Source organism: Streptomyces sp. NPDC044704, assembly GCF_056433525.1.
In genome coordinates, this window is record NZ_JBWKGY010000002.1 from 446,289 (window position 1) to 468,763 (window position 22,475).

General features: G+C 74.7%; 22 protein-coding genes. 7 read left to right on the top strand and 15 right to left on the bottom strand.

Translation table 11 applies throughout. The features are described from left to right. The first annotated feature begins 114 nt into the window (after positions 1-114). Positions 115-1,050, top strand: coding sequence for a class I SAM-dependent methyltransferase (locus AC07B0_RS06370; protein ID WP_478897006.1), 936 nt, complete (start codon positions 115-117; stop codon positions 1,048-1,050). A 47-nt stretch (positions 1,051-1,097) separates the two neighbouring features. Here AC07B0_RS06370 and AC07B0_RS06375 read toward each other — a convergent pair whose 3' ends face one another. Together AC07B0_RS06375 and AC07B0_RS06380 are read right to left on the bottom strand one after the other, a co-directional pair. Further along, the gene (locus tag AC07B0_RS06375; RefSeq protein ID WP_467292556.1) at positions 1,098-2,597 is read right to left on the bottom strand and encodes a DEAD/DEAH box helicase; all 1,500 of its coding nucleotides are present in this window, start codon (positions 2,595-2,597) and stop codon (positions 1,098-1,100) included. Between the two features lie 165 nt (positions 2,598-2,762). Then, the gene (locus tag AC07B0_RS06380) at positions 2,763-3,257 is read right to left on the bottom strand and encodes a helix-turn-helix domain-containing protein (protein ID WP_356878432.1); all 495 of its coding nucleotides are present in this window, start codon (positions 3,255-3,257) and stop codon (positions 2,763-2,765) included. Between the two features lie 90 nt (positions 3,258-3,347). Here AC07B0_RS06380 and AC07B0_RS06385 point away from each other — a divergent pair, with 90 nt between their 5' ends. Together AC07B0_RS06385 and AC07B0_RS06390 are read left to right on the top strand one after the other, a co-directional pair. Next, a complete protein-coding gene (locus AC07B0_RS06385) occupies positions 3,348-3,713 on the top strand; it encodes an HGxxPAAW family protein (protein WP_356878434.1) in 366 nt (121 codons plus the stop codon). A gap of 130 nt (positions 3,714-3,843) precedes the next feature. Beyond that, a complete protein-coding gene (locus tag AC07B0_RS06390; protein ID WP_351828433.1) occupies positions 3,844-4,047 on the top strand; it encodes a cold-shock protein in 204 nt (67 codons plus the stop codon). A gap of 108 nt (positions 4,048-4,155) precedes the next feature. Here AC07B0_RS06390 and AC07B0_RS06395 read toward each other — a convergent pair whose 3' ends face one another. From AC07B0_RS06395 to AC07B0_RS06430, 8 genes are all read right to left on the bottom strand, one after another. After that, entirely contained in the window at positions 4,156-4,773 is a 618-nt protein-coding gene (locus AC07B0_RS06395) for a DinB family protein (RefSeq protein ID WP_478897008.1), read from the bottom strand. 164 nt (positions 4,774-4,937) lie between these two features. Beyond that, a complete protein-coding gene (locus tag AC07B0_RS06400) occupies positions 4,938-5,549 on the bottom strand; it encodes a TetR/AcrR family transcriptional regulator (RefSeq protein ID WP_478897009.1) in 612 nt (203 codons plus the stop codon). Beyond that, positions 5,546-5,899 carry a DUF1304 domain-containing protein gene (locus AC07B0_RS06405; protein WP_469377802.1) on the bottom strand — a complete coding sequence of 118 codons (354 nt, stop codon included), beginning with the start codon at positions 5,897-5,899 and terminating at the stop codon, positions 5,546-5,548. Before AC07B0_RS06405 ends, AC07B0_RS06400 begins: the two co-directional genes overlap by 4 nt. A 98-nt stretch (positions 5,900-5,997) precedes the next feature. Then, complete coding sequence (locus AC07B0_RS06410; RefSeq protein WP_478897247.1) at positions 5,998-7,080, bottom strand: serine hydrolase domain-containing protein; 1,083 nt, start codon at positions 7,078-7,080, stop codon at positions 5,998-6,000. Between the two features lie 289 nt (positions 7,081-7,369). Beyond that, a complete protein-coding gene (locus tag AC07B0_RS06415; protein ID WP_469377804.1) occupies positions 7,370-8,266 on the bottom strand; it encodes an alpha/beta hydrolase in 897 nt (298 codons plus the stop codon). A 100-nt stretch (positions 8,267-8,366) separates the two neighbouring features. Beyond that, the gene (locus AC07B0_RS06420; RefSeq protein WP_469377805.1) at positions 8,367-8,561 is read right to left on the bottom strand and encodes a ferredoxin; all 195 of its coding nucleotides are present in this window, start codon (positions 8,559-8,561) and stop codon (positions 8,367-8,369) included. Positions 8,562-8,566: 5 nt separating this feature from the next. After that, a complete protein-coding gene (locus AC07B0_RS06425; RefSeq protein ID WP_356878446.1) occupies positions 8,567-9,778 on the bottom strand; it encodes a cytochrome P450 in 1,212 nt (403 codons plus the stop codon). 159 nt (positions 9,779-9,937) lie between these two features. After that, entirely contained in the window at positions 9,938-10,276 is a 339-nt protein-coding gene (locus AC07B0_RS06430; RefSeq protein WP_356878448.1) for a thioredoxin family protein, read from the bottom strand. 126 nt (positions 10,277-10,402) lie between these two features. On the opposite strand from AC07B0_RS06430, the gene AC07B0_RS06435 reads away from it, so the two are divergent. Next, positions 10,403-10,672 carry a hypothetical protein gene (locus AC07B0_RS06435; RefSeq protein ID WP_469377807.1) on the top strand — a complete coding sequence of 90 codons (270 nt, stop codon included), beginning with the start codon at positions 10,403-10,405 and terminating at the stop codon, positions 10,670-10,672. Positions 10,673-10,774: 102 nt separating this feature from the next. Then, on the top strand, positions 10,775-11,392 hold the full coding sequence (locus tag AC07B0_RS06440; protein ID WP_478897012.1) for a DUF7691 family protein: 618 nt from the start codon (positions 10,775-10,777) through the stop codon (positions 11,390-11,392). 124 nt (positions 11,393-11,516) lie between these two features. Here AC07B0_RS06440 and AC07B0_RS06445 read toward each other — a convergent pair whose 3' ends face one another. After that, positions 11,517-11,894, bottom strand: a complete 378-nt coding sequence (locus tag AC07B0_RS06445; protein WP_356878454.1) for a DoxX family protein — start codon at positions 11,892-11,894, stop codon at positions 11,517-11,519. A gap of 210 nt (positions 11,895-12,104) precedes the next feature. On the opposite strand from AC07B0_RS06445, the gene AC07B0_RS06450 reads away from it, so the two are divergent. Both AC07B0_RS06450 and AC07B0_RS06455 read left to right on the top strand, forming a co-directional pair. Beyond that, positions 12,105-12,461, top strand: coding sequence for a YciI family protein (locus tag AC07B0_RS06450; protein ID WP_356878456.1), 357 nt, complete (start codon positions 12,105-12,107; stop codon positions 12,459-12,461). Between the two features lie 70 nt (positions 12,462-12,531). After that, complete coding sequence (locus AC07B0_RS06455; RefSeq protein ID WP_469378083.1) at positions 12,532-13,752, top strand: RNA polymerase sigma factor; 1,221 nt, start codon at positions 12,532-12,534, stop codon at positions 13,750-13,752. Between the two features lie 9 nt (positions 13,753-13,761). Here AC07B0_RS06455 and AC07B0_RS06460 read toward each other — a convergent pair whose 3' ends face one another. From AC07B0_RS06460 to AC07B0_RS06475, 4 genes are all read right to left on the bottom strand, one after another. Beyond that, the gene (locus tag AC07B0_RS06460) at positions 13,762-15,219 is read right to left on the bottom strand and encodes a condensation domain-containing protein (protein ID WP_478897013.1); all 1,458 of its coding nucleotides are present in this window, start codon (positions 15,217-15,219) and stop codon (positions 13,762-13,764) included. A gap of 105 nt (positions 15,220-15,324) precedes the next feature. Continuing rightward, positions 15,325-16,302 (bottom strand): ABC transporter ATP-binding protein, encoded by a 978-nt coding sequence (locus AC07B0_RS06465; RefSeq protein WP_478897015.1) that lies wholly within the window; start codon positions 16,300-16,302, stop codon positions 15,325-15,327. After that, complete coding sequence (locus AC07B0_RS06470; RefSeq protein WP_478897017.1) at positions 16,299-19,091, bottom strand: hypothetical protein; 2,793 nt, start codon at positions 19,089-19,091, stop codon at positions 16,299-16,301. The genes AC07B0_RS06465 and AC07B0_RS06470 overlap by 4 nt, the downstream gene beginning before the upstream one ends. Next, positions 19,088-22,336, bottom strand: coding sequence for an FtsX-like permease family protein (locus AC07B0_RS06475; RefSeq protein ID WP_478897019.1), 3,249 nt, complete (start codon positions 22,334-22,336; stop codon positions 19,088-19,090). Before AC07B0_RS06475 ends, AC07B0_RS06470 begins: the two co-directional genes overlap by 4 nt. Between the last annotated feature and the right edge of the window lie 139 nt (positions 22,337-22,475).

The following is a 22,475-nucleotide window of genomic DNA, read 5'->3' on the forward strand; positions in this document are numbered from 1 at the left end:
GAAGGAGTCCCTTCCGCGAAGTCTCGTCAGACGCGCGTTCGGGGGATTATGGTCTGCTTACCTGGCCAGGTACCAGAGTTGAACCGCTGCCACTCCGCTGGAGGATGACTCTCCGTGTCGCACGTTTCACAGGCTCCCGTCACCACCCCCGACGCCGAGCCTGCACCGCCCGTTCCCCGTACATTCGGCGAGGTCAAGGGCTGGTTCTCGGCGTATGACCAGGTGCTGTTCGACTGGTTCCTCACCCGTCAGAACGAGGAAGCCGACTCTTCGGGCGACATCCTCGAACTGGGCGCCTTCATGGGCAAGAGCGCGATCTTCCTGGCCGGATACCTGCGCGACGGCGAGGAGTTCACCGTCTGCGACCTCTTCGACTCGCCCGCGCCCGACGACTTCAACCTGGCGGAGATGAAGGACTCCTACCCGACGCTCACGCGGCGCGGGTTCGAGACGAACTACCTGGCGTTCCACGAGGAACTGCCCACGGTCATCCAGGCGCCGACCTCCGTCGTGGCCGACCGGGTGCGTCCCGGCAGCTGTCGCTTCGTCCACGTCGACGCCTCGCACCTGCACGAGCACGTCGTCCAGGACATCGCCTCCTCGCGCCGGGTCGCCACCGAGGACGCCGTCGTCGTCTTCGACGACTACCGGTCCGCGCACTGCCCGGGCGTCGCCGCGGCCGTCTGGGCCGCCGTGGCCACCGGCGGACTCCGGGTGATCGCCGTATCCGCCTCGAAGCTCTACGCGACCTGGGGCGACCCCGCACCCCACCAGGCGGCCCTGCTGGCCTGGCTGGAGGGCCGCAGCGACCTGTGGCACGGCGTGGACATCGTCGACGGCAAGCCGCTGGTGCGCATCGGCGACGAGGGGGTGACGGCGCCGCCCGGGCCGAAGCCGCTGAAGGAGTACGTCGAACCCGTCGTCCCCGCCCCGGTCGTCGTGCCGCCCGCACCCCGGCCGGGGGCCCGCTGGCGCCGGCTGGCCAAGGACCTGCTCCCGCCGCTCGTGACCCGCGCGATCGTGGCCCGGAAGCGGCGCCGCCGCGCCTGACCGCGTACGGCGCCGGTCCCCGCCCCGCGGAGCCCGGCGCCCGCGCCTCAGAGGCCCTTGCGGACCCGGGCGGCGCGGCGGGCCTCCGCGGCCTGCCGCGCCTCGATGGTCCTACGGGACTCCTTGCCCTTGCCCGGGCGGCCGGGGCGGGTGCCGATCCCGCGGAAGCCCAGGTCGGAGCCGCTCGGCCGGCCCTTCGCGTCGGTCGGCGCGGCACCGGCGAGCGGGACGCCCGACGGCGCCTTCGCGCCGGTGATCCGGCTCAGCGCCGCCTCGCCGGAGCGCACCTGGGTGATCGTCGGCCGGATCTTGGCGTCGGCCATCAGGCGGACGATGTCCCGCCGCTGGTTGGGAGTGACCAGGGTGACGACCTTGCCGGACTCGCCCGCGCGGGCGGTCCGGCCGCCCCGGTGCAGGTAGTCCTTGCTGTCGGCCGGCGGGTCCACGTTGACCACGAGGTCGAGGTCGTCGATGTGGATGCCCCGGGCGGCGACGTTCGTCGCGACCAGGACGGTGATCATGCTGTCCTTGAACTGCCCGAGGGTCCGGGTGCGCTGCGGCTGGGACTTGCCGCTGTGCAGGCCCTCGGCCCGGACGCCCATGGCCCGCAGGTGCTTCACGAACTGGTCGACGCCGTGCTTGGTGTCGAGGAACATCAGCACCCGGCCCTCGCGGGCCGCGATCTCGGTGGCCGCCGAGATCTTGTCGGCGGCGTGGATGTGCAGCACGTGGTGGTCCATCGTGCCGACCGACGCCGACTGCGGGTCCACGGAGTGCGAGACCGGGTCCTTCAGGTACCGGCGGACCAACTGGTCGACGTTGCGGTCGAGGGTGGCCGAGAACAGCATCCGCTGACCGGCGTGGTGGACCTGGTCCAGGATCTCGGTGACCTGCGGCATGAACCCCAGGTCGCACATCTGGTCGGCCTCGTCCAGCACCGTGATCTTCACGCGTTCCAGGTGCACGTCCCGCCGCCCCACCAGGTCGCTGAGGCGCCCGGGCGTGGCCACGACGATCTCCGCACCGGTGCGCAGCGCGCCCGACTGGCGGCCGATCGACAGCCCGCCGACGACGGTGGCCATCCGCAGTTTCAGGGCCTGCGCGTACGGCGCGAGCGCCTCGGTGACCTGCTGAGCGAGTTCGCGCGTCGGTACGAGGACCAGGGCCAGCGGCCGCTTGGGGTCGGCCTGCTGCCCGGCCGTGCGGGCCAGCAGGGACAGGCCGAACGCGAGGGTCTTGCCCGAGCCGGTGCGGCCGCGGCCGAGGATGTCACGGCCCGCGAGGGAGTTCGGCAGGGTCGCGGCCTGGATGGGGAACGGCTCCCGCACCTGCTGGTCGGCCAGGGTCTTCACCAGCTCAGGGGGCAGGCCGAGCTCCTCGAACGAGGTCACCGGGGGCAGTGCCGGGGTGCCGGTCCGGGGCATGGCGAACTCGCCCTGGGGGCCGAGGGTGCGGGGGGTCTTGCCGCCGCCCTTGGCTCCGGGCCGGGAGCCTGCCTTCGCTCCGGCCTTGATGCCGAAACGCCCATGAGCTGACGGGTTCTTCATGCAGAACCTTCCGTGAGGAGAGCGAGCGCGGAGGGCGGCCGGGACGGGAACGGCGACGAGCCGGGGCCCGTACCCCTCGGTACGGGCCCCGGCTCGTCGTACGCGTCCGCGTCGGGTGGAAGCACCCCGCGCCTCAAGTTTCCCGGCCATTTTACCAGTCGGCCACTACGGCGCCGCGGGACCGATCTCCCCGGACCGCACCTGGGCCAGGTGGGCCCGCATCTCGACCGCGGCCCGCCCGAACCAGTCGGCGATGACGGCGACCTCCTCCGGCGAGTACTCGGCGAACAGCGCCCCGAGCCGGGCGTAGAACGGCTCGTACACCGCGACGACCCGTGCGGCGGCGGCCGGGTCGGCCACCACCCGTACCCGGCGCCGGTCGGCGGGGTCCGGGCGGCGGTGCGCGTACCCGGCGCGCTCCAGCCGGTTGAGGACCCCGGTGACGGCCCCGGTCGTGAGGTGGGTGAGCCCGGCGAGGTCACCGGCGGAGAGGGGGGTGTCCCCGGCGCCCAGGACGTGACCGAGGCAGGTGAGGTCCGTGACGTTCAGCCCGAGCAGCTGCGCCACCTCCTGCTGGCCGATGAGGCCCAGGGCCACGTAGTGGTCCATGCGCGCGATGGCCTCCCCGGCCGTGGCCGGGGGGCGGGACTTGCCGTGCACCCACACACTCCTTAGTATCTAAGTTACTTAGCTCGTGAGATAAAAGATCCTGCTCCGAGCGTACTGGCGCCCGTCCTCACAGGGAGAATCATGAGCGCGCACGGCGATGTCGACCTCGGCCACACCGTGGCCGGATGGACCGGAACCACCCTGGCCCTGCTGGGCTGCACCGGAGCGGGCGCCGCCCTCTGCGCGGCCTGGACGCCGGGCATCTGGCTGGGCCTCGGCCTGGTCGCTGCGGCGGGGGTCGTCACCTGGCTCCTCCACCTGGCCGGGTGGGGCAAGCCGAGCGGTCCCCGGCCGCCCGCCGAACGGGACTGGCGCGTCCGGGACACCGCGGCCCGCGCCGGGCACGCCCACTGCCTCGGCTGCCGGGCCGGCGGCCCCCGGCGGGCCGCCGCCGCCCGCGGCCCCAGGTCCGCCGCACCGCTGCCCGTCGGCGAGGGCGCGGCCTGAACCGCGATGCGGCCATCCGTTCGAAACGCCACGGTTGGCCGCGTCCGAAGTGTGGTGCGAGTGGTGGGTGGGCACTATCGAGACGGCTGCACGTGCGGCCCGCGTGGAACGTTGAGAAGGATCAGTACTGATGGCAACTGGCACCGTGAAGTGGTTCAACTCGGAGAAGGGGTTCGGTTTCATCCAGCAGGACGACGGCGGCCCTGACGTGTTCGTGCACTTCTCCGCGATCCAGACGACCGGCTTCAAGGAGCTGGCCGAGGGCGCGAAGGTCGAGTACGACGTCACGCAGGGCCCCAAGGGACCCCAGGCCGAGCAAGTGGTGCCGATCTAGCGCCGCTTCGCGAGTCCAGCCCGTGACGAGGAGCCCCCGCCGGTCGTCCGGCGGGGGCTCCCGCGCGTCGCGGGCCCGGAGCCGCGGGAGCGTCGGCGCCGCTGCGGCTCAACCGCGCCGGGAGCGGTACAGGTCCCGCAGCAGCGCGATCTCCGCCCCGTGGTGCAGCACCTCCTGGTTGACCCACCACACGATGTCGACGAACGGCTCCTCGGAGTCGCTGCCGTGCGGGTAGGTGGAGTAGCCGACGGTGTCCAGCGCGGCCTCGTCGGCGCCGAGCAGGGCCTCGCGCCAGGCCGCAGCCCCCGCCCCGAAGGCCGCGACCGCCTCCGCGGCGCTCCCGCTGACCGGATGGTCCGCCCGGGTCAGGACGTGTCCGCCGGCCGTGTGCTCGGCGCGGAGCGCGAGCATCTCGCCGAGATGGCTCAGGCGCCAGGCGATGGTCGTGAAGGGCGGCGGCCACGGGTGCGGGTACGCGGCCGCGTCGCGGCCCCAGTCGCCGGCGCCGGCCAGCAGCGTCGCGCGCGGCCCCGGCCCGTCCGTACGCCGGCGCACCGACCAGCAGTCGGGCACCGGCTCCCAGAAGTACTCCTCGTCCGTCATGGGCGCGACCGGGGTGTCCGACCCGTCGCCGCTGTCCATCAGGGGCCCCGTCAGGCGGCCGGTCAGGCGCTCGCACGCGAAGTCGAACTGATCCAGCAGCGGGGCCAGCCTGGGTGCGGTCACGGGATGCTCCTCGGTCGTGCGGTAGGGGTAGGCGTGGGGTATCGGTGAGGCGCGCGGCCCCGGGTGAGGGGACGGCCCGCCGGCCTGGCGGACCCGTCAGCCTGGCAGACCCGCCCTCGCCCCGCACCTCCCTTTCCCGGGCGCTCCGGCGGGGTCCTCGCAGGTCACCCGGCAGGGGGCAGGGCCCGGTGCAGGGCCAGCAGCAGAGCCCAGAGCCGGTCGGCGAGCTCGGCCGGACCGGAGGCCGGGACCAGACCGTGCATCCAGTCCGCGAGGACACCGGTGAAGGCGGCCGCCACCGCCGAGGCGACGAGGTCCGGGTGCGGGGCGCCGACGGCCGCCCGCTCCGCCCGGGCCCGGGCCCGCAGCTCCCGGTGGAGGCGTTCGCCGAGCGGCCCGCCGCCGCCCGGGAGGAGCAGGGTGCGGTAGAGGGCCGTGTGGCGGGCGGCGTCGGAGAGGTACCCGGCCAGGGCGGCGGGCGGGCGGACCGGGGGGAGCGAGCCCGGACCGGTCTGCCAGGCGTGCAGGGCGTCGACCGCCGCGTGCACCACCTCCGCGCAGGCGTCCACGGCGAGCGCGGGGAGGTCCTCGTAGTGCAGGTAGAAGGTGGCGCGGCCGACGCCGGCCCGGCGCACCACCGCCGAGACGCTCACCTCGGCCAGCTCCCGGCCCGATCCGCACTCGGCGAGCAGGCTCTCGCGCAGCCGCGCCTTGGTCCGGGCGGTCCGGGGATCCTCGGCCCTGGCCCCGTCCGCCCGCGGGTCCGGCGGAGTCATGCGGCGAGCAGCGCCGCGCCCAGGGCGAGCGCGCCGGGCAGGGCCTGGGCGAGGAGGATCCGGCGGTTGGCGGTGGCCGCCCCGTACAGTCCGGCGACGATCACGCAGACCAGGAAGAAGACCTGCGTGGCGAGGGAGCCGGTGACCAGGCCCCAGACCAGCCCCGCCGCGAGGAAGCCGTTGTACAGGCCCTGGTTGGCGGCGAGCGGGGCGGTCAGGCGGGCGGTCTCCGCGTCGAACCCGGACAGCGCCCGGCCGGGCGGCCGCTGCCACAGGAACATCTCCAGGACCAGGAAGTACGCGTGCAGTGCGGCGACGACGCCGACGAGAACCTGAGCGACCGTGTGCACGGCCACCCCCCTTCGTCCCGGACGGCCCGCCGGTGTCCCCGGCGGGCTCGATTTCCTGGACAACTGTACAGGAAATCGTGGTCCGCTCCGACGGCTCGTCAGCCGGTGGTGGGCCGGGCGTTCCCGTCCCCGCACAGCGCCTGCCCGTACAGCGCCGCGAGCGCGCCGTCGATGGGGTGGGGCTGCGGCCGCCCCGAGGAGTCCGGCCGGTTCCACCGCTGGAGGTTGACCGCGACGGACATCTGGCGCTTGCCGTCGGCCCTGGTGAGGGAGATCGTCCCGGCTCCCCAGGCGGATCCGTCGTGGCCCCAGAAGGTGCCGCAGCCGGGGACGGTGACCTCGTGCAGACCGAGGCCGTAGTGGCTCGTCGTCCCGTCCAGGGCGCGGACCGGGAGCGTGCGCTGCATCTGGGCCAGCGACGACCGGCTGACGATCCTGCCGTCGAGCAGCCCGGCGTAGAAGAGGTTGAGGTCCTCCATCGTCGACACCAGGGCGGCCGCGGGCCCCACCCAGGACATGTCGTAGACGCTGTAGTCACGCGGCGGATCGATCAGCCCGTAGAAGGCCTCGTACATGCGCGAGTGCGGACCCTCGATGCGCGGCCCGGCCGGGAAGCCGGTGTGCCGCAGACCGGCCCGCTCGATCACGTTCCGGGTGATGTACTCCTCGGCCGTGCTGCCGGTGACCTGCTCCAGGAGGCGGCCGAGGAGCAGGTAGTTGGTGTTGGAGTACACCCCGGCCGGGCCGCCGGGCTCGCCGGCGGGAGGCGCGTCGAGCCCCATCCGGATCAGCTCGTCCGGACGGAACTGCCGGAACCGGTTGTCGTCGATGCTCCGGGCCGACACGTCCGGCCCTGACGGGAAGCCCGCCAGGGACGGGAACGCCCGGGGCAGGTAGTCGGGGATGCCGCTGGTGTGGTTGAGCAGCATCCGGACCGTGATCTTCTGGCCGCGTTCACCCGGCACCAGCCCCGGCAGGTAGCCGCCGATCGGAGCGTCGAGCCGGATCCGGCCCCGCTCGACCTGCTGCATGACCGCGGCGGCGGTGAAGGTCTTCGTGACGCTGCCGACGCGGTGCCGCAGGCCGGGGGTGACGGGGCGCCCGGTCGTCACGTCGGCGGTCCCGGAGGCGCCGCGCCACGTCCGGCCGCGGTCGCGGACCTCGGCGAACACCCCCGGCATTCCCGCACGGTGGACCCCGCCGAGGGCGGACTCCAGCTCCGCGGGATCGAAGGGGGACGCGGAGCTCGCGCTGCCCGCCGGCGGGTGCCCCCTCCCGTCGGCCGGGGGAGCCGCCGCCACCGTGCCCGCGCCCAGGCTCAGCGCGGCCACGCTCGCGCACACCACCAGTCGGATCTTCAAGACGTCCGTCCCTTCACGATCGATGAGGTTGCTGAGGTTGCTGAGGTCGGTGAGCTCGATGGGGGCCGCGGGGGCTCTTCCCGCGCCCCCGCGGCAGGGGACCGGCGGCTCATCCGGCGAGGGCGCGGCGCAGGGCGCCGCCGAGTTCGGCGATCTGCCGCTGCGAGACGTCGGCGGAGAGGATCGCCTGCGATCCGTGGAAGGTGCCGGGCCACTGGTGGAGTTCGACCGGCACACCGGACCGCATCAGGCGCAGCGCGTACTCGATGCCCTCGTCGCGGTTGGGGCAGAACTCGGCCGTGGCGATGTGGGCCGGTGGCAGGCCGGTCAGGTCGGTCGCCCGCGCGGGGGCGGTGTACGCGGTGGCGGGCCGGGAGCCCAGGCAGTGCCGCCACGCCGTGGTGATCCTGGCGCGGTCGAACCAGGGCGTGTCGGTGAAGTTGCGTGCCGACCAGGTCTCCTGCCGGTCGTCCAGGCCCGGCTGGTTGAGCAGCTGGAAGCGGATGGCCGGTCCCCGCTCGTCCCGGGCGCTCAGTGCGAGCGCGGCCGCGATCCCGGCGCCGGCGCTGTGCCCGCCGACCGCGATCCGCGCCGGGTCGATGTCGAGTCCGTCCGCGTGCGCGGCCGTCCAGGCCAGTACGGCGCGGGCGTCGTCCAGGGCGGCCGGGAACGGGTGCTCGGGTGCGAGGCGGTAGCCCACCGAGACCACCACCGCCCCGGAGAGGTCCGCGATCCGGGCGGCCCACGGGTGCTCGGTGTCCAGGTCGCCGAAGACACCGCCGCCGCCGTGCAGCCAGACGACGGCGCCTCGGGCCCCCAGCGGGCGGTAGATCCGGACCGGGACGTCCGGATCGGCGGGCACCGTACGGTCCTCGACCTCCATGGCCGAGGTGTCCGGGGCCGGCGCCGCGCCGGCCCGTGCGGCGAAGTCCGCGCGGGCGGCGACCGGGTCGTTCAGATCGATGTGCGGGAGGAACGGGATGAACGCTTCGAGTTCGGGATCCATGACGGCCATCCTCACGGCCCGCACCCGAGGGGGTCAGCCGCCGACCGTCGCGCATCCCGCCCCCGTCGCGCACCGATCGGAGCGCGTGCGGCCGGAGGGCCTACCCCTCCTCGACGGAGACCGCCGCGACCGGACAGGCCCGCGCGGCCTCCCGTACGAGCGGGCTGCCGTGGCCGTGCTCGCGCCCGGCCCGTACCTCGCCGAAGCCGTCGTCGTCCTGGGTGAAGACCTCGGGTGCCGTCAGCGCGCACTGCCCCGCGCCGACGCAGACGTCGTGATCGACGGAGATCCGCATGCCCCTCACCAGGCCACGGGGAGTTCGAGCATGCCCTGGATGGTGTCTCCGGGCTTGAAGGGGATCCGCTCCGGATCGGCCGCCAGCCGTAGCCCGGGCAGCCGTTCGAACAGCCTGCCGAGGGCGATCTCCATCTCGGCGCGGGCCAGGTTCTGGCCGAGGCACTGGTGGATGCCGAAGCCGAAGGCCAGGTGGTGCCGGGGCGGCCGGTGCCAGTCCAGGGTGTCGGGTTCCTCGAAGACCGCCCCGTCCCGGTTGATGACGGAGGTGGCGAAGACCACCCCCTCGTCGGGGAGGATGGTGACGCCGCCCACCTCGATCTCCGCGGTCGCGACCCGCAGCATGCCGTCGGCGATCGACAGGAACCGCATCAGTTCCTCGACCGCCTCCGACATCAGGGACGGATCGGCGCGCAGCTCGGCCAGCTGCTCCGGGTGCCGCAGCAGCGTGAACGTGCCGAGGGAGATCATGTTCGCGGTCGTCTCGTGCCCCGCGACCAGCAGGATCACCGCCAGGGCGACGAGTTCCTCGACGTCGGTCTCACCGGTCTCCAGCCGGGTGGCGATCAGTTCGTCCAGCAGGCCGTCGCCCGGATCGGCGCGCTTGCGCCGGATCAGGGCCTCCAGGTAGGAGTCCAGCTGCCGGCGGGCCTCCTCGACGTCGGCCGGGGCGGGGCCGCGCAGGAGCCGCCGCGACTGGCCCTCGAAGAACTCGTGGTCCTCGTACGGCACGCCCAGCAGGGTGCAGATCACCATGGACGGGACCGGCAGCGCGAACGCGCCGACCAGTTCGGCTCCCGGGCCCCGGGCCACCATCTCGTCGATCAGCCGGTCCACGGTCTCCCGGATCCGCGGGCGCAGTGCGGCGGTCCGCTTCACGCTGAAACTGGGGATCAGCATCCGGCGCTGCGCGTTGTGCACGGGGTCGTCCACCCCGAGGAGGGCCGTACGGCGGTTCTGCAGCCCCTTGAAACGGGCGGTGGGGGCGGGGAAGGCGGCGTTGGTGCGGTCGGTGGACAGCCTGCCGTCGGAGAGCAGTGTGCGGGCCTCGGTGTGGCCGGTGACGACCCATACGGAGCGTCCGTCGAAGAGGGTCACCCGGGACAGCGGCCGCGCCTCGCGCAAGGGCTCGTAGGCGGTCGGCGGGTGGTAGGGGCAGGTCCGGTCCTGGGGGAAGGCGATGGCTTCGGAAACGGCTTCGGAAACGGCTTCGGACATGGGTACAACACCTCGCAAGCGATGGTTCCGTCGCGCCGGACTCCATTACATGCCTGAGGCACCTATCCCACCTATGCCACTTTCGGCCACACTGCCCGGGTTCACCCGTGGGGAGTCCCCAGGGGCCCGTGCGTGCCCCTGGGGGGAGGGGGGAGGGGCTTACAGGTGGGCGTCCAGGAACGCGCGGAACTCCTCGCGGGTCAGCGGCCCGGCCTGCGAGGCCACCGCCTCGCCCGCCTCGACGAGGACGACCGTCGGGGCGCCGGTCACGCCGAAGCGGCGCGTCGGCCCGGGGCAGCGGGTGATGTCGGTCCGCACGGCGGTCAGCCGGGTCCCGTACTCCTCGGCCAGCTCGGCGACGAGGACGTCCATCGTCCGGCAGGCCTCGACGGCCTTGGGCCAGGTGCCGGTGAAGTAGGCGAGGACCGGGCCCTGCGTCATGCCGACGATGAAGTCGAATTCCTGGTCCTCCAGCGGCCGGTGTACCCGACGGGCCATGGGTGGTGCTCCTCAGTTCGCGTCTGCCGAGGCCGACAGCGTAGGCGGACAGCGTAGGCGCTCCGCCCGCCACGCGTCCGCACGGGCCCCGGCACCGTTGTCAGTGGTGCCTGTGAAGCTGGGCCCATGGACGACAGGATGCTGCGGCGCCGGGTCTACGGCGCCGACCACGACGACCCCGATCCGGGCCCCCGCCCCGGTCACGCCTACGGCGAACTCGTGGGCGGCCCCCTCGACGGCCTCCTCCTCGACGTCACTGGCTGGAGCGCGCCCCAGCTCGCCGAGGAGGCCCGGCTGCCGACCGAGATAGGGCGCTACGGAGCGGGCGGCCGCGCCCACTACCGCCGTCGCCCGGACGATCCGTCCCGCTGGGACTGGACCGGCGACAGCCCGTAGGACCGTGACGGCGCTCCCCAGGGGGCGCCGGGCCGCCACCCCGGCGCGCGGGGACGGCCGGGGCTCGTGGATCATGAAGGACCGTCTGGAGAAGGAGTGGCAGTGGGTCACCTCGTAATGAGCACCGGCAGCATGCGCGACGCGATGAGGCTCCTCACCGCCGTCGAGCGGACCCCGGACCAGGAGCGCAGGCTGGGCCTCATCCGGGAGCGGTGCGCGGCGCAGGACGCACGGCTGCTCGACCAGGGGATCGAACTCGACGTGCCGGTGGGCCGGGCGCTGGAGGAACTGCTCGAAGGCGACATCAGCGCGCAGCAGGGCCCCCAGTACCACTACGCCCTGAACGCGCTGATCTGCTCCTACTTCTCCGACACCCACGACCTCGGGGACTGGGCCCGCCAGTCGTGGTTCTCGACGGTCGACGAGGAATTGTCGCGGGCCGGCGTACCGGCCGGCCTCGGCATCTTCGACATCGTCGCGTCGGGCCCGCCCGTGCGGCTGCCGTACGCCGGTGACACCACCCCCTGGATGGGCACCTTCCCGACCGAGCGGGCCGCCGAGTTCGTCGCCGCCCACGAGGCCGTCCTCCACCTGGTGGACCCGGAGGTCCGGGAGACGGCCGAGTACTTCGTCAAGGCCATGCGCTTCGAGGCCGAGGAGTGGGAGGCGGCCCCGGAGGGCGCGCGCACCGACGACACCCTGTTCTTCTGGTGCTCCTGACGGTACGTCGCCCCCGCGCGCCCCTCGCCGGGCGCGGCGGAGCCCCCGGTCCGCCGACGTGCGACCGGGGGCTCCGTGCGTTCCTTCCGCCGCGCCCGCGGAAACGGATGCGGCGGAACCGGATTCATCCGGACGCCGCCGAGCGGCTCACGCTGCGGGCCCACAGCACCAGCGGGACCTGGAGCGGCAGCCGCGCGAAGGCCGCGGCCCGGTAGGCGGGGGAGCGGCGGCGCGCGTCGGCGGCCATCTTCACGTTCGCGGGGAAGACGCCCACGAAGAACGCGGCCGCGGCCAGCGCCGCCATCCGGCGGCTGCGCGGATGGGCGACGCCCACGGCGAGCGCCAGCTCCGCCGCGCCGCTCGCGTACGTCCACCCGCGCGGGGTGCCCGGCAGCGAGGCGGGGACCGTCGCATCGAACTGCTTAGGCGCGACCGCGTGCGCCACCGCGGCCCCGGCCAGGAGGCCTGCGAGGAGCAGCGGGGAAGAGGGGGTGCGGGGCATCGGGAGTCCTCTCGGAGTGACCTGGGGCCGCGATCGTACTCGCCAGTAGAAGCGGGGGGCGGGGTCCGGGGGACGGGCCGCAGCGCGTCGGGTGGCCGCCCGGGATTTTTCTCCGAAGAATTTTCCCGGAGCTGTCGATCCGGGCCCCGCCCGTTCGACGCACAGGTGAGAGGCGGGGAAAGCCCCCGCCCTCCCGACCGAGGAGTCACCATGCCGCGCTTCCTGACGATGATCCGCATCAACGAGCAGAACCTGCCGCCCGAGGAGTTCCCCGCCGACTTCGAGGAGCGGATGGGCGCCCTGCTGGAGGAGATCACCAAGGCCGGCGTCATGCTCGACACCGCAGGCCTCCTCCCCACCTCCGAGGGCACCCGCCTCAGCTGGTCCGGCGGGAAGATCAGCTACACCGACGGCCCCTTCACCGAGACCAAGGAGGTCGTCGGCGGCTACTCCCTGTCCCAGTGCAAGGACAAGGCCGAGGCGATCGAGTGGACCAAGCGCTTCCTGGAGATCCACCCCGCCCACTGGGAGGTGAGCGCCGAGGTCCGCCAGATCGACGAGAGGTGATCCCGGGCGCTTCCCGCGCCGCGTTTGCCCTGCCGCGTCACGGCTGCTCTGATGGGTGGCCGTGACGGCAGTGAGTACGGCCCAGGCGGTCGAAGCGGTGTTCAGGATCGAATCCGCGCGGATCATCGCCGGTGTCACCCGCATCGTGCGGGACGTCGGCATCGCCGAGGAACTGGCCCAGGACGCCCTCGTCGCCGCGCTCGAACAGTGGCCGGTCAGCGGCATCCCCGACCGGCCCGGGGCGTGGCTCACGGCCACCGCGAAACACCGCGCGATCGACCTGGTCCGCCGCAAGGAGACCTACGCGCGCAAGCTCGCCGAGGTCGGCCGCACCCTGGAGGACGTACCGCCCCCGGACGAGCCCGCCGACCCGGACGACATCGACGACGACCTGCTCAGGCTGGTCTTCACCGCCTGCCATCCGGTCCTGGCCACCGACGCCCGCATCGCCCTCACCCTGCGCCTCGTGGGCGGACTGACCACCCAGGAGATCGCCCGCGCCTACCTCTCCAACGAACCCGCCGTCGCCCAGCGCATCGTCCGGGCCAAGCGGACCCTCGCCAAGGCCGCCGTGCCCTTCGAAGTCCCCTACGGCGCCGACCGGGAACAGCGCCTCGCCGACGTCCTGGAGGTCATCTACCTGGTCTTCAACGAGGGCTACTCGGCCACGGCCGGGGACGACCTCGTCCGCCCGGCCCTGTGCGAGGACGCCCTGCGCCTCGCCCGGGTGCTCGCCGCCCTGATGCCGCGGGAACCCGAAGTGCACGGCCTCTGCGCCCTCCTGGAGTTCCAGGCCTCCCGCACGGCCGCCCGGACCGGCCCCGACGGGGAACCGGTCCTCCTCGCCGACCAGAACCGGTCCCGCTGGAACCGGCTCCTCATCCGGCGCGGCGTCGAGGCCCTCCACCGCGCCGGCAGCGGCCCGTACTCCCTCCAGGCCGCCATCGCCGGCTGCCACGCGGCGGCCCTCACCTACGAGGACACCGACTGGACGGCCATCGCCGCCCTCTACGGACGCCTCGTCGTACTGGTCCCGTCCCCGGTGATCGAGCTGAACCGGGCGGTCGCCGTCTCCATGGCCGAAGGCCCCGGGGCCGCCCTGCCCCTCGTCGACGCCCTCGCCGGGGAACCCGCGCTGCGCGCCTACCACCTGCTGCCGAGCGTACGGGGCGACCTGCTGGAGCGGCTCGGGCGCGGGCGGGAGGCCCGCGCCGAGTTCGAGAGGGCGGCCTCCCTCACCCGCAACGCACGCGAACGCGACCTGCTGCTGCGCCGCGCCGCCGCCCTCTGAGGAACGGCGTCAGACCCCGACCCGGCCCGGCTCCCCGCGCCGGGGCGCCGTGAGCGCCACCGGACGGCCGAACCCGCCGGAGCGTGCGACCGACTGCACCGTCCGGCGCAGCGCCTCCTGGAAGTTCCCCATCGTGCCGCGGGCGGCCGGGGTGTCCACGTACAGGGAGTTCATGTGCAGCCCGTCCGCGTCACGCTGGAACCACGAGCAGGCGCCGTTGGCCTGCGCCGACCAGACGTGCGTGGCGGGCCGCCACTCGTGGTGGCGTTCGGCCCCGCGGCACTTGCGCATGTCGATGTACGAGAAGAAGTTCACCGGGTACGGCCAGGAGCGGGCGGCGAACTCCTCCGGAGCCAGCAGCTCCCAGGCCCTGACGAACGGCACGTCGATGTGGCCGATCATCTCGCCGAACCCGGCCCGCACCGACTTCATGACCTGCGCGAAGTCCTGGCCGGGCGAGGCGTCGAACTCGATCGGCATCGTGTTCACGAACCAGCCCACCGAATCGTTCCACGCCCCGCGCCCGCGCTCGCTGACGGGCATGAACCCCCGGTACACGCCCGGACCGCCCGCCTCGCGCAGACACACCCCGACGGAGCCGAGCACACCCATGAACGGCTTCGCGCCGGCCTCCAGACAGGCCTTCTCGAAGACCTCGGCCTCGCCCGCGTCCAGCAGCGAGGAGGCCTCGTTGACGATCGGGTACATCAGGCCGGGCTCCACGCCCAGGTCCAGGGGGAACCGGGGGAAGAACTCCCCGTTGCGTCCGATGAAGGACTTCCAGTAGCCGAGCCGCTCGTCGTCCGCGTCGATGGACAGGTAGTGGCGGCGCTGCTCCTCGGCGAAGTCGAGGTAGCTGGGCGCGGGCGGGAGGACGGCCTCCTCGCCGCCGCGCAGGGCCTCGTACGTGGTCAGCACCTCGTTGACGACGATCGGCATCGACATGCCGTCGCACACGATGTGGTCGAAGGCGAGGTAGACCGTCGCGGAGTCCGGGCGCACCACGGCGCCCATCGTGAACAGCGGCCACGACAGGGTGTCGATGCTCCGCTTGAACCGCTCGACGAGGAAGTCGCGCACCAGGGCGGCGTCGTCGAAGGAGGCGACGCCCACCGGCTCCAGGGCGAGTTCGCCGGGCGCGATGGGCTCGCACGCCAGCTCGCCGGCCAGCCGCCGGAACTCGCACCGCAGCACCTCGTGCCGCTGGACGAAGCCCAGCAGGGCCCGGGTGAGGGCCGGTTCGTCGAGGACGCCGTCGACCTCGAAGGTCACGGCGAGCCACGACGCGACCGGGTCGTCGGCCGCGCGGCTCTCCTCGGCGACGGTGAAGTGCTTGTCCTGGTTGAAGGAGGCCCTCCTGCCCGCCGCGTCGCCCCGGTCACCGTCCCGCTCCGCCGTGGACCGCAACCGCCACTCGACCACTCGCCCCGGCGCCACGTGGTGCATCTCCAGAGGAAACTGCCGCATTCCGTCATCCCTTCGCCCCCGAGTCAACCCCGTGCGCCTAACGACACCCGGGCCGCGGAAGTGACGCACGCCCCGTCGGCGGGGGCGGGCGGGGGCGGGCGGGGCTCATGCGCGGCCGGTTTCCTCCGGGTCCTCCGCGTCGTCGCGCCGGACCTCGATCCGGTCGGGCGCCAGGTCCACCGCCACCCGGTCCTCCATGCCCAGCGCCTCCAGGAACTTGGGCGGAAGCTGCACCCGGCCGCTGCGGTCCAGCATCACGTACTCGCGCTCGCTGACCGATTCCGCGCCGTGCTCGTCGGTGACCGTGCGGCGCAGGACCTCGCTGCTGGTGCGGCCGTCGCGGATGGCCACCGTACGGCGGACCTCGCCCGCCACCATCGGGTCGTGCGTCACGATCACCACCGTCGCGCCCAGGTCCCGGTTCACCGAGCGGAACGCCTCGAAGACGGTGGCGGCCGTCTCGGAGTCCAGCTCACCGGTCGGCTCGTCGGCGAGGAGCACCGCCGGGTCGTTGGCCATGGCCACGGCGATCGCGACGCGCTGCTGCTGCCCGCCGGAGAGCTCGGCCGGGCGGCGGTCCCCGAGACCGCCGATCTCCAGGGCCTCCAGCAGCGTGGCGACCCGGCGCGCCCGCGCGGCGCCGGCTTTCCGGCCGCCGCCCTTCAACTGCATCGGCAGGGCTATGTTCTGAGTGGCCGTCAGAAACGGCAGGAGGTTGCGGGACGTCTGCTGCCACACGAAGCCCACCGCCTCGCGGCGGTAGCGCAGCCGGTCGCGGGCGGACATCTCCAGGAGGTCGTAGCCGCCGACGGCCGCCTTGCCCGCCGTCGGGACGTCCAGGCCCGCCAGGATGTTCAGCAGTGTCGACTTGCCGCTGCCGGAGGCGCCGACGAGGGCCACCAGGTCACCCCGGGCCACCGTCAGCTCCAGCCCCTGCAGCGCCTGCACCTCCACCCCGTCCGTGGTGAAGATGCGGACGAGACGGTCGCAGACGATGGCGGTACCGGCGTCACGGGAGCGCGGTTCCGCGGCGGCCAGCGCCTGCCGGCGCAGCTCCTCGTAGGTGGGCGCTTCGCTGTTCAACGTTGGTCTCCCGCTCTCAACTCGGTGGTGATCTGTCGTCGGCCGGACACCGCGGCCTCGGCGAGCACGGCCAGCGCCGCCAGGGCGGCCATGCCCAGGGCCGGGACCAGTACCGGCGGGGCGGTCAGCCGCAGACCGGCCGGCACGTCCGCGCCCACCAGCGCCGACAGGTCCACGGAGGCGCCGAGCACGGCGACGGCGGCCGCCGCGGTCAGGAACCCGCCGAGCGCCGCCGCCAGCACCTGCGGCAGCGATTCCGTCAGGACCAGGGCGATGCCCTGCCGGGGCCGCAGGCCCATCGTGCGCAGCCGGGCCAGCAGCGCTCCCCGTTCGGGGGCGGCCCGGACCAGCCCGAGCAGGACCGCCAGCAGCGCGAACCCCGCGGCGCCGGCGAGGGAGGCCCGGAACAGGCGTCCCGCGGCGTGCTGGAGGGGGCCGGCGTCGAGACGGGCGGCGACCTCCGTACTCGTGTGGACGAGGAACCTGTCGGCCGAGGCGGGGGCGCTCTCCCGGATCAGCTCGCGCACCCGGCCCGGGTCGGCCCGCCCCACGGCGAACCAGTGGGTGGGATCGGCCGCCTGCGGTGCCCGGGCGGTCACCGGACCGGCGGGCAGCACGATGGTGGCCGCCGCCGAGCCCGGCCGGGCGGGGGTGCCGTCGACCACGGCCGCCTGCCTCACCTGGAGCTCCGTGCCGTTCCTCAGCCGCACCCGGTACGCGCGGTCGGGAGCGCGCCCGGACAGGTCCTTGCTGAACAACGCCGGGACCGGCGCACCGGCCTCCGTGCCGCCCAGGACCGCGGGGTCGAACCCGCCGCGGCCCGCCGTCCGGGCCAGTTCGGCGTAGGCCGCGGGCTCGGCGACGACCACCGTGGCCGCGACGGAGCCCCGGTCGGTGTCGAACACGTACGCCTCGGTGTCCACCCAGACGCCCAGGGAGGTCCGTACGCCGGGCAGCGCGCCGGCGGCCCGGGCGAACTCCCTCGGCACCGTCTCCCCGGGAGGCGCCACCACCTGGACGTCGCCGCCGGCCTCGGACCGCGCCACCTGGAGGCGGGACCCGTCCACGGAAGTCAGTACGGCGGCCCCGAAGCCGCCCGTGGTGACGGCCAGCAGCAGGGCGATCAGCGGCAGTACGGAAGGACGCGCCGTCCGGCCTCCGGAGCCGCGGGCGGCCCGGGCCAGTCCGAGGAAGCCGACCACCCCGGCCCGCCGCGCCCCGGCCCATGCCAGCGCCCGTACGGCCAGGGGCTGGACCCGGGCCAGCACGAGCCCCCCGGACAGTGCGATGAGCAGCGGCGCGGCCACCAGGAGCGGGTCGAGCCCGGCTCCGGCCGGGGCGACCCCGCGCCGCCGGACCTCCGCCACGGCGGCCGCGGTCGCGGCCACGACGAGGAGCTCGGCCACCAGCCGGCGCCGGGGCGCGGGCCCGCGCGGGGCCGACAGCAGCACGAAGGCCCGTACGGGGAAGGCAAGCAGGGCCACGAGCGTGACGGCCCCCGCGGCCAGCAGGGCGGGTGCCAGGCGCGGGGTCGGCAACAGCACCAGTGCCAGGGCGGCCGCGAGGACGGCGGCCGGCAGGACGGTCACGGCGCCCTCGGCGAGGAGCCGGCGCAGGATCCCGGCGCGCGATCCGCCCCGGGCCCGCAGCAGGAGCAGTTCGCCCCGACGCCGGTCACCGGTGAGCCCGGCCGCCAGGCAGAACACCACCAGGGCCACCCCGCCCAGCCCGGCCGGTCCGATCGCCGCGAGCGGACCGGCGGCCTGCTGCTGGACCCGTACCTCTCCGAACAGGCGCAGGAGTTCGGAGCCGATCCGCAGATCGGGCCGGCCCGTCTCGTGCGCCAGCCCCGAGGCGGTGGGCCCGGAGACGAGCGCGGAGATCTCGTCCGTCACCCGGGGCAGCGTGTCGGCGCGCAGCCGGTCCGTGTCCACGGGCAGCCGCCAGAAGTCCCTGGAGCCGTGCCCCCACGGGGCGAGCTTGTCCAGGGCCTCGGGACCGACCAGGGCGGAGACGAGCCAGCCGCCGCTCGGGGGCACGCAGGGCTTGGTGGAGCAGGCCTTCGCCGGCATGCAGGCCTGGGTGGCGCAGGCCAGGTCGGTCCAGTAGGCGTCGGCGGGGTCCTCCACGGCGTAGAGGCCGACGACCTCGGCGGTGACCGGCACGGAGACCCCGTCGAGGGGCTTCAGCACGGTGCCGACCTTGGCCTTCAGGGTGTCGGCCGCGCTCTTGGACAGGGCGACGGGAACCGGACCGCCGGGGGCGCCGCCCCCGGGCCAGCGGCCCTCCACGAGCCGCGCGTGCTCGCCGGCCCGGGGCAGGAACAGCAGGTTGGCCTGGGGCGGCTGCTCGTCGAGGACCGCGAGTTCGGGGTTGGCCAGCGTGCGGGGCTTGTCGCCGCTCGCCCCGTGCACCGGCCCGGAGGCGGCCAGCCGGAAGGAGGGGCCGGTACGGGCGACCAGAGTGGCCAGCTGTTCGTCCAGGTCCTTCGGGGACGGGGCGCCCGGCAGGGACTTCGCGCTCGCGTACAGGCTGGTCCGGGCCGGGCCACCGGCCTGCAGGGAGTCGCGCAGCGCCTGGTCGGCGCCCCGGTCGAGGGCGCGCGGCAGGGCGGTGGCCAGCAGCACGGCGACGAACGCGAGTACCGCCGCCAGCAGCGTGGCGGACGGGGTGGCCCGCAGCCGGATCCACACCCACGGCGTCTGCCGCCCGGCGGTCCCGCGCCCCTCGGCGGCGGCCGGCTCGGGGGCGGGCGGTACGTCCCGGCGGCCGGGGAACGGGCTGGTCACATCTCCTCCACGTGGCGCAGCCGGGCGGCCACTCCTCGGTCGCGGCGGCCGCCGAGCACGGCCGACAGCAGCGGCACGGCCGCGATGACGGCGGCCAGCAGCAGCATCTGAAGCCCCGGCAGGTCCACCAGGACCTCCGGGACGGGCCGGCGCGCCCCGGTGGTCAGGATCATCAGCGGCACCGTGGTGTGCACGATGAGCGCGCCCAGGCCCAGGCCCACGGCCGTACCGAGCCCGACCAGGACGCAGCCCTCGGCGGCGGCGGCCCGGGCCAGGCCCCGCCGGGGTGCGCCGAGGGCCAGCAGGATCGCGGACTCCCGGGCCCTGCGGCGCGCTGCGGCCGCCGAGGCGGCGAATCCGATGGCCGCCAGTACCGCACAGGCCACGGCCAGGGCGGCGAGCGCGGTCTGCGGGCCGGCGCTGAGCGGGTCGTCGAGGAGTTCGGCGGCCACGTCCTCGCGCAGCAGCACCTGCTGCGACCCCGTGGCCGCCCGCAGTTCGGCGGCGGCCCGGCCCGGCGCGGAGTCGTCGCCGGAGGCGGCGGGCAGCCACCACTCGTCGGGTGCGGGCAGGGCGTGCCCGTCGGCGGCGCCGAGCAGCCGGCCGGCGGCGCCGAGGTCGACGGCCACGGCGCGGGCTCCGGCCACGGGCAGGGAGTCCACGGCGCTCGTGATCCGGACCGGGACGACGTCCATGCCCAGCCAGACCCGGATCACGTCGCCCACCTGGGCCCCCACCGCGTCGAGGTAGGCGCGGGTGGCGAGGCCGGGCAGCTCCGGGGGAGCGCTGCCCGCCGGGGTCGCGGTGAGCACCAGGCTGCCGGTCGCGCCGCCCTGGTAGCGCAGCCGCAGCAGGTCCGGGGCGCCGCCGTCGAGGGGCAGCAGCCGGCCCGCGGGCATGCCTTCGCCCAGTGCGGGCGTGGTCAGGTCCCAGGCGGGCGCGGGCACCCGGACGGGTACCGCCGGGCCGCCGGGCGCGCCGGCGACCGAGACCCGGCGCACCGTCAGTTCCCCGGTGACCGGTTCGAGCGCGTCCGGGGGAGCGAAGAAGCCGGGCTCGGCGCCGTAGGCCAGCGCGAACCCGGTGAGGGTCAGGGGCGGGGCGGCGGCTCCGAGCGGGGCGCCGGCCAGGGCCGCGACGTCCACGGAGACGGTGCCGTCACCGCCCTCCGGCAGCGCCGACACCGGCGTCCGGTAGGTCAGGCCGAACCGGTCGCGCAGCAGTACGGCCAGCCGGGGGCCGCCGCTCGCCCGCTCCGCCCGCAGTGTCACGTCGACGTCGATCCGCTGGGGCGTGCCGGGCAGTTCGATCCCGGTGCCGCCCGGGGGTTTCACGGAGAGGGGGCCGAACAGGGCGTTCATGGGCCGTCCGTCGCGCAGGTCGGCCCGCAGCGGCACCGACCGGGCGACGGCGGCGGAGTCCAGCGCGAGCAGTTCGCCGGTGCTGGTGTCCGGCAGCGCGTGCCGCACGCGGAGCACCGGGGTGGCCCGGTCGCCGCCGGGCAGGGCCGCGTACCGGCCGCCCTGGCCCAGGGGCGCCAGGTCGCTGCCGGTGATCCGCAGCCCGCCGGCTGTGGTGAAGGAGGCCTGGTCGCGCTGCGAGTCGGACCAGGCGGAGTGCTGGCCGAGCGCCAGTACGCCGCTGGACACCGCGAGGACCAGCAGCAGGACGGGCCCGGTGGCCGCCGCGGGACGCCGCGCGAGCTGCCAGCCCACGAGCGCCTGTCCCAGGCCCCGGCCCCGGGCGGCGAGCCACCCGCCCAGCCGGGCCGCGAACGGCAGCACCCGCAGGACCAGGAGGGTGCCCGCGCACAGGGCGAGGGTGGGGGCGGCGACCAGGACCGGGTCCACGCCGAGCCCCCCGGTGTTCCCGTCCGACGCGGCCGGCTCGGCGCCGCTGTAGCGGTCGAGCTGCCGGTGGGCGAGGTAGGCGAACGCGGCCACCGCCAGGTCGAGTCCGGACCGGGCGGCGGCCGACACGCGGGCGCCGCGCCGACCGGCGCGGGCCAGGACCCCGGCCGCCGCCCCTCGCAGGACGGACGGCAGCACGGCCAACAGGACGCACAGCAGCGCACAGCAGGCCGCGACGGGCCACAGCACCCAGGTGCCCGTCGTGTCCAGGGGGATCCGGGACAGCGGGCCGTGACCGGCCGCGACGCGCAGCAGGAGCGGGGTGAGCAGCGGGGCGAGGACGGCGGCGGGCAGGGCGAGCACCAGCGACTCGGTGGCCGTGAGCAGTCCGAGGCGGCGGCGGGAGGCGCCGCGCGCGGTGAGCAGGACCCGCTCCGGCTCCTGGCGTTCCGTCAGCAGCCGGGCGACGAGGAGCAGGGTGGCCGCGGCCAGTACGGCCAGCTGGAGGGCCCCGACGGCCAGGGTGGAGCGGGCGACGCGCTGTGCGGTGTCGAGGCCCCGCAGGTAGTCCGGGAGTTCGGTGGCGAGCGTCAGCCCGGACGGCTTCGCGCCGGGGTCCGGGGCACGATCGCGGACCCCCTCGACCTGCGCGGCCGTCGCGTTCGAGAAGTCGGGGGTCAGCAGCGTGGCACGGCTGTTCTGCACCAGGCCGCCGACGGTGAAGACGGAGTCGTGGACGAGCATCGGGCCGTAGGTGGCGAAGCTGCCGACCTGGAGTTCCCGCCCGCCGACCGGGTCGAGCCGCCAGTACGGGGCGTCCCGGTCGGCGGCCCGGTAGACCCCGGTGACGAGCACGCTCAGCTGCGGGCCGCCGTACCGGTCGTCGAGGCGCACCTCGGCGGGCAGGGCCGCCGCGTCCAGCCCGAGCCGGGTCAGCGCGGCCTGCGGCACGGCCACCGGTACGCGGGCCGGGCCCGGCGCCACCGCCTCGGGCCAGCGGCCGGCGAGGAGCCGTACGCGGTTCTGGTCGAGGGTGGCGAGCACCGTCAGGTCGGCGTCCTTGCCCGCGGTGGTGCCGGCGCCGGGCAGCCCGTACGAGCGGCTGCGGGCCACGCTCTCGACGCCGAAGGGCAGGGGGCCCAACAGTCCGGCGCCGAAGCGGCGGGCGCTCTCGTCGTCGGCGGCGCGGGTGCCGGCGCCGTGTTCGGCGGAGAGGAGGACGGAGGTGTGCGCGCGTCCCGGTCCGGTCAGTGCCTGCCGCATCGCCGCGTCGCCCACGTTCCGGGTGAAGGCGAGCAGCGCCGTCAGCGCGGTCGTGGTGATGAGCGCGGTGAGCAGTGCGGCGGCGGCGAGCGGCAGCCGCCCGCGCATCCGGCGCACGACAAAGCCGACCATGTGCCTTTCCTTCCCCCCGATCCGGACCATGGGCACCGGATAGCGGACGATGCTGTCAGATCCGGTCCAGCGGCGGAAGGGACTTGCGCGTTTGATGTGACAGATGAACATATTCGGAACCGAAGGACGGAAGAGCGCC

Excerpts from the sequence above, each read along its gene's own strand:
- AC07B0_RS06385 (WP_356878434.1), top strand. The coding sequence starts at position 3,348 with ATGAGCGCGCACGGCGATGTCGACCTCGGCCACACCGTGGCCGGATGG.
- AC07B0_RS06460 (WP_478897013.1), bottom strand. The coding sequence starts at position 15,219 with ATGCGGCAGTTTCCTCTGGAGATGCACCACGTGGCGCCGGGGCGAGTG.
- AC07B0_RS06410 (WP_478897247.1), bottom strand. The coding sequence starts at position 7,080 with ATGCCGGGGGTGTTCGCCGAGGTCCGCGACCGCGGCCGGACGTGGCGC.
- AC07B0_RS06425 (WP_356878446.1), bottom strand. The coding sequence starts at position 9,778 with ATGTCCGAAGCCGTTTCCGAAGCCGTTTCCGAAGCCATCGCCTTCCCC.
- AC07B0_RS06430 (WP_356878448.1), bottom strand. The coding sequence starts at position 10,276 with ATGGCCCGTCGGGTACACCGGCCGCTGGAGGACCAGGAATTCGACTTC.
- AC07B0_RS06450 (WP_356878456.1), top strand. The coding sequence starts at position 12,105 with ATGCCGCGCTTCCTGACGATGATCCGCATCAACGAGCAGAACCTGCCG.
- AC07B0_RS06445 (WP_356878454.1), bottom strand. The coding sequence starts at position 11,894 with ATGCCCCGCACCCCCTCTTCCCCGCTGCTCCTCGCAGGCCTCCTGGCC.
- AC07B0_RS06420 (WP_469377805.1), bottom strand. The coding sequence starts at position 8,561 with ATGCGGATCTCCGTCGATCACGACGTCTGCGTCGGCGCGGGGCAGTGC.
- AC07B0_RS06400 (WP_478897009.1), bottom strand. The coding sequence starts at position 5,549 with ATGACTCCGCCGGACCCGCGGGCGGACGGGGCCAGGGCCGAGGATCCC.
- AC07B0_RS06390 (WP_351828433.1), top strand. The coding sequence starts at position 3,844 with ATGGCAACTGGCACCGTGAAGTGGTTCAACTCGGAGAAGGGGTTCGGT.
- AC07B0_RS06475 (WP_478897019.1), bottom strand. The coding sequence starts at position 22,336 with ATGGTCGGCTTTGTCGTGCGCCGGATGCGCGGGCGGCTGCCGCTCGCC.
- AC07B0_RS06435 (WP_469377807.1), top strand. The coding sequence starts at position 10,403 with ATGGACGACAGGATGCTGCGGCGCCGGGTCTACGGCGCCGACCACGAC.
- AC07B0_RS06415 (WP_469377804.1), bottom strand. The coding sequence starts at position 8,266 with ATGGATCCCGAACTCGAAGCGTTCATCCCGTTCCTCCCGCACATCGAT.
- AC07B0_RS06375 (WP_467292556.1), bottom strand. The coding sequence starts at position 2,597 with ATGAAGAACCCGTCAGCTCATGGGCGTTTCGGCATCAAGGCCGGAGCG.